This is a genomic window from Mesobacillus sp. (genome assembly GCF_047739415.1).
Lineage (GTDB): Bacteria > Bacillota > Bacilli > Bacillales > Cytobacillaceae > Mesobacillus.
Window position 1 is genome coordinate 1 of record NZ_JBIQOE010000068.1, and the last position, 4,396, is coordinate 4,396.

At 42.6% G+C, this 4,396-nt stretch carries 4 protein-coding genes; 2 read left to right on the plus strand and 2 right to left on the minus strand.

Translation table 11 applies throughout. The annotated features are described in order from the left end of the window. A partial coding sequence (locus ACH0QE_RS06100) for a DUF438 domain-containing protein (protein WP_415799804.1) occupies nucleotides 1-293 on the minus strand: 293 nt, incomplete at its 3' end. A gap of 174 nt (nucleotides 294-467) precedes the next feature. On the opposite strand from ACH0QE_RS06100, the gene ACH0QE_RS06105 reads away from it, so the two are divergent. Both ACH0QE_RS06105 and ACH0QE_RS06110 read left to right on the plus strand, forming a co-directional pair. Then, nucleotides 468-1,553 carry a mechanosensitive ion channel family protein gene (locus ACH0QE_RS06105; protein WP_415799805.1) on the plus strand — a complete coding sequence of 362 codons (1,086 nt, stop codon included), beginning with the start codon at nucleotides 468-470 and terminating at the stop codon, nucleotides 1,551-1,553. Between the two features lie 208 nt (nucleotides 1,554-1,761). After that, nucleotides 1,762-2,232 (plus strand): peptide-methionine (S)-S-oxide reductase, encoded by a 471-nt coding sequence (locus ACH0QE_RS06110; protein WP_415799806.1) that lies wholly within the window; start codon nucleotides 1,762-1,764, stop codon nucleotides 2,230-2,232. A 669-nt stretch (nucleotides 2,233-2,901) separates the two neighbouring features. Here the strand turns inward: ACH0QE_RS06110 and ACH0QE_RS06115 are convergent. Further along, nucleotides 2,902-4,396: cation acetate symporter (locus tag ACH0QE_RS06115; RefSeq protein ID WP_415799807.1), on the minus strand; the 1,495-nt coding region annotated here is incomplete at its 5' end.

The following is a 4,396-nucleotide window of genomic DNA, read 5'->3' on the forward strand; positions in this document are numbered from 1 at the left end:
TTTTCTGGTCCATACACGGATTCATTCTCTTCGATTGCTCCTTTAAAAAGGTCGGAGTGTGCCGCATAAATACGCTGCATTTCCGTAACGGATATATCGCCTTCGATCAGCTCGACATGCTGTAGGCCGGCAATTTCCTCGATGGTTATTTTTCCGATAAAAGCATCAAAATGAGCTTTGACCTCATTCACATTTTTCCCATCATGCAGATCTTTGAAAAGCTGCTTTAAAGTCGCCTTGCGTTTCGCAGGATCCATTGCTTTCAATTCACGATTATTTATCATTTCACTCATGATTATATTTCCTCCTAGAGTGTGCATAAGTAATAACTGATAATGTTTCTCATGCTAAAAATAACACTTCTCCAAGCAAGAAGTAGTGATACAAATCATTCCTGTCGATTTTTTTCAAGAAAAGTTTTTATGTTATGATGGAACGAGTGAAAAAAGAGAGAGGGGAATGACGAAATGTGGGAAAACTTTTTGTCTTATGAAGTGCTGGAAAGTCTGGGGATTTCCATAGGAATCTTCTTCTTATTCCTATTGTTCAGGAAGCTCTTCACAAAGTATGTGTTCAAGCTGATGTTAAAACTAGGCCAGAAAACGCCGACTGAACTTTTCTCCAATATAACCGTCGCATTTGAGCAGCCGATCCGTTGGTTGTTTATCATTATAGGAATCTATGTTGCGGCGGATTATTTTCCGTATATGGAGCAATCGAATCCGCTATTTTTAAAGATTATCAGAGCATCGATCATCATGCTGATTGCATGGGGTCTCTATAATCTGTCTTCGGGTTCATCGCTGCTTTTCATGAAAATCAATGATCGTTTTAATATGGAAATCGACCAGATCCTGATTCCATTTTTCTCGAAGGCGATCCGGTTCATCATCGTCGCGATCAGCATTAGTATCATCGCTCAGGTTTTTGAGTACGATGTGAACGGATTTATTGCCGGTCTTGGCCTTGGCGGTCTCGCATTCGCGCTGGCGGCGAAGGACGCAATCGGGAATCTGTTCGGCGGCATCATCATTATTACGGAAAAACCTTTTACGATTGGTGATTGGATCAAGACGCCGAGTGTCGAGGGGACGGTAGAGGACATTTCTTTCAGAAGCACGAGAGTCCGCACCTTCGCGCAAGCTGTGGTCACGGTTCCGAACGCTATTTTAGCGAATGAATCAATTACAAACTGGAGCAAGATGGGGAAAAGACAAATTACCTTCAAGCTTGGTGTAACGTATGACACACCTAGAATGAAACTGCAAAGAACGATTCACAGAATTAAAGAGATGTTGATAGCAAACGACGACATCCATCCAGATACGATTTTTGTGAAGTTTGATGAGTACAATGACAGCAGCCTCGACATCTTCCTTTACTTCTTCACGAAAACCACCGTCTGGGCAGAATACCTGGATGTGAAGGAAGAAATCAACTTCGCGATCATGGAAATCCTTGACGAAGAAGGCGTATCCGTCGCGTTCCCAAGCAGGACACTTTATGTGGAGACACAGGGAGAGACTGCTGGGAGGGTTGCAGAGTCAATATAGAAAATAGAGAAGCCGGGGAGAATTCCTGGCTTCTCTTTGTGTAAACAGTTGTTAAGAGCATTGATCTTAGAAGGGTTTAATGCTCTTTTTATTGAATATTACTAGTAATCTGAAGGTGTTTAAAACAGTAGTTTGAATGAGCACTATCATAGTAATGCAGACTTTTCTTTTGAAAATTTTGGGTGTGTAAACAAAGAGGAGAATCAATATGGAAATAGTATATTTTGCAGGTGGATGTTTATGGGGAGTACAAGCTTTTATAAAAACTTTACCTGGAGTTCAGTTTACAGAAGCGGGAAGAGCTAATGGAACAAGTCAAACACTTGATGGTGATTATGATGGCTACGCCGAATGTGTAAAAACAGGATTTGATCCAAAGGTTGTAACGATGAAGGAATTAATGGGATATTTTTTTGAAATTATTGATCCCTACAGTTTGAATAAACAAGGACAGGATGTTGGCAAGAAATACAGAACAGGAGTATATAGTGAAAAGCCTGAACACTTAATAGAGGCGAAGGCGTTTCTTAGTGAGAGAAATGATTATGACCTTATCGTTGTTGAAGTATTGCCTCTTACAAACTATGTGAGAAGTGCAGAAGAACATCAAGATAGGTTAGCTAAATGTCCAAATGATTATTGTCATATTCCAGAAGAAATATTAAGCAGATATAAATAAGGGTGAATATTAAAAGATAGTGTAAAGACTCTATGCTTTACCCTCTAATTTAATCATTTTCAACACTCGGGTGCGTTTATCTCACAAAGCTTCTTTTTGTTTAGGTAGTTAATGTATAAGCGGGGCTTTCTTATTGTACAAATGAAGTAGGTTTATTAAAGAAGAATAATTCATCGATTAGATAATGATAATATGGTTAACTATTGTTGTTTTTTTAAAAAACGAGGTGTTCCTCTTGGTGAAGATCTTTATAGTGACAGTTATATTAGTTCTTTTAGTTGCACTAAAAATGCCCAGAAAAAGAACTAGGCACGAGTTACTAGCTACAATACAGTTTGCCTTGTTAATGAATTTTATAACTGATTTGTATCTTGATTTAAAGTACAAACTTTAGCTGTACTGGTTATTATTTTTAATTATTTTCCCCTGAAATCTAATGCCATTAAGAAATTTATATATATCTTGGGATGGACATGCATTCTTGTAGAGAAACTCAGTAATAAACTCGCAATTTCTTCTTGAACTAAAGGCTGCTTATGTAAAATAAGGATTGTATATATTAGATGTGAAGTCATCATAAAACAGAAAAATGGCGTGCCAAAACTGATGTCAGTTTTGCACGCCTTTTTCATTGTCATTTATATAGAATATACACCTAAATCAGAACGTTTACGCTGCTTCCGACTCTTTGGAATGAACTTGTTTCATAAATTCATTCACATCAGATGGTACTTTTCGGTCGAGTTTTGAAACGATGTATACGGACAGGAATCCGATTGGCACAGTGATGATTCCAGGTACGTTGAACTGCAGGAACTCTGGCAGTGTCGTCTTGAAGAAAATCATGTACATGGAGGAAACGAGACCCAATACAAGGCCAGCGATCGCTCCTTTTTCCGTCATTCCTCTCCACCAGATTCCAAGAATGAAGATTGGTGTGAACGTACTTGCCGCCACGGTGAAGGCGAGGGCGACCAGGTGGCCGATGGATGCTTCTTTTACCATCAGGCCAAGGATTCCGTATAAAACTCCGAGCACAATGATGGAGGCTTTACCAGCGATTACCCGCTCCTTTTCGGTAATATTTTTACGGAAGAAGGTTGCGTACAAATCATGGGCCAGGGCACCGGAGCTTGCGATGAACAGCCCGGAAAGGTTCGAGAACACGGCTGCGAATGCGCCGGCAATGACAAGGCCAAGCAGCCATTCTCCGCCAAGGGCCTGTGCTGTTGATGGAACAACCATGTTGTTGCCTCCGGCAATCAGATCTTTCATGACAGCTGGATCAGCGTTGCCAGTCAGGAAGATTGAGCGTCCGACTACACCAAGGTAAACAGCGAACAAGAAGAACGCGCTCGCGATTCCGATCGCCATTAGAGCGGACCTGCGGGCTGCTTTCGCGCTTGGGTTTGTGTAGAAGCGCAACAGGATATGCGGAAGGCCGATCGTACCAAGTGAAAGCCCGATTGTCATCGACATCGTTTGCCAGAAGGACGGGAAGTAGTTGCCTGTTCCAGTCCAGACAGAACCGTCGAAAGGAATATCCTTTCCGTCAGTGGTAAAGCCTGCTGTACCTGTGATCGTTCCTTTGAACTCATTGATTGATGCCAGGATATCCTGATAATGAAGTCCGCCCCAGATGGCTGCGCCGACCATGAGGAGGAACGCGCCAAGGCGAATCCATAATTCAAGCGCCTGGTTAAGGGTAGTTCCCTTCATGCCTCCGATTCCTACATAGAAAATCATCACTGAGCAAGTAAAAATGATTCCGAATTCATAGCTGGTGCCAAAAAACATGCTTAGAATCTGCGCAGCGCCAAGCAACTGAGGGGCTGCATAGAAACCGGAAATAGCAAGTACGACAGCGACGGCTGCAAGGCGGGCGCGTCGGCTGTGGAACCGGTAGGCCAAAAAGTCAGCGACTGTATAGGCTCCGAACTTGCGAAGCGGTCCAGCGACGAAAATTGCCAAGAGTGTCAAGCCGATCGAGAAGCAAAATGCATAGTAAGCACCGTCATAGCCTAGCTGATAGGTCAGACCGGCAATCCCAAGGAAGGTGGCTGCGCTCAAATAATCGCCGCCAATCGCCGAGCCGTTGGTGAACCAGCCGAAGCTGCGTCCCCCGACGAAGTAGTCGGAAGCAGTTGCGCTTCTTTTAGTAAGA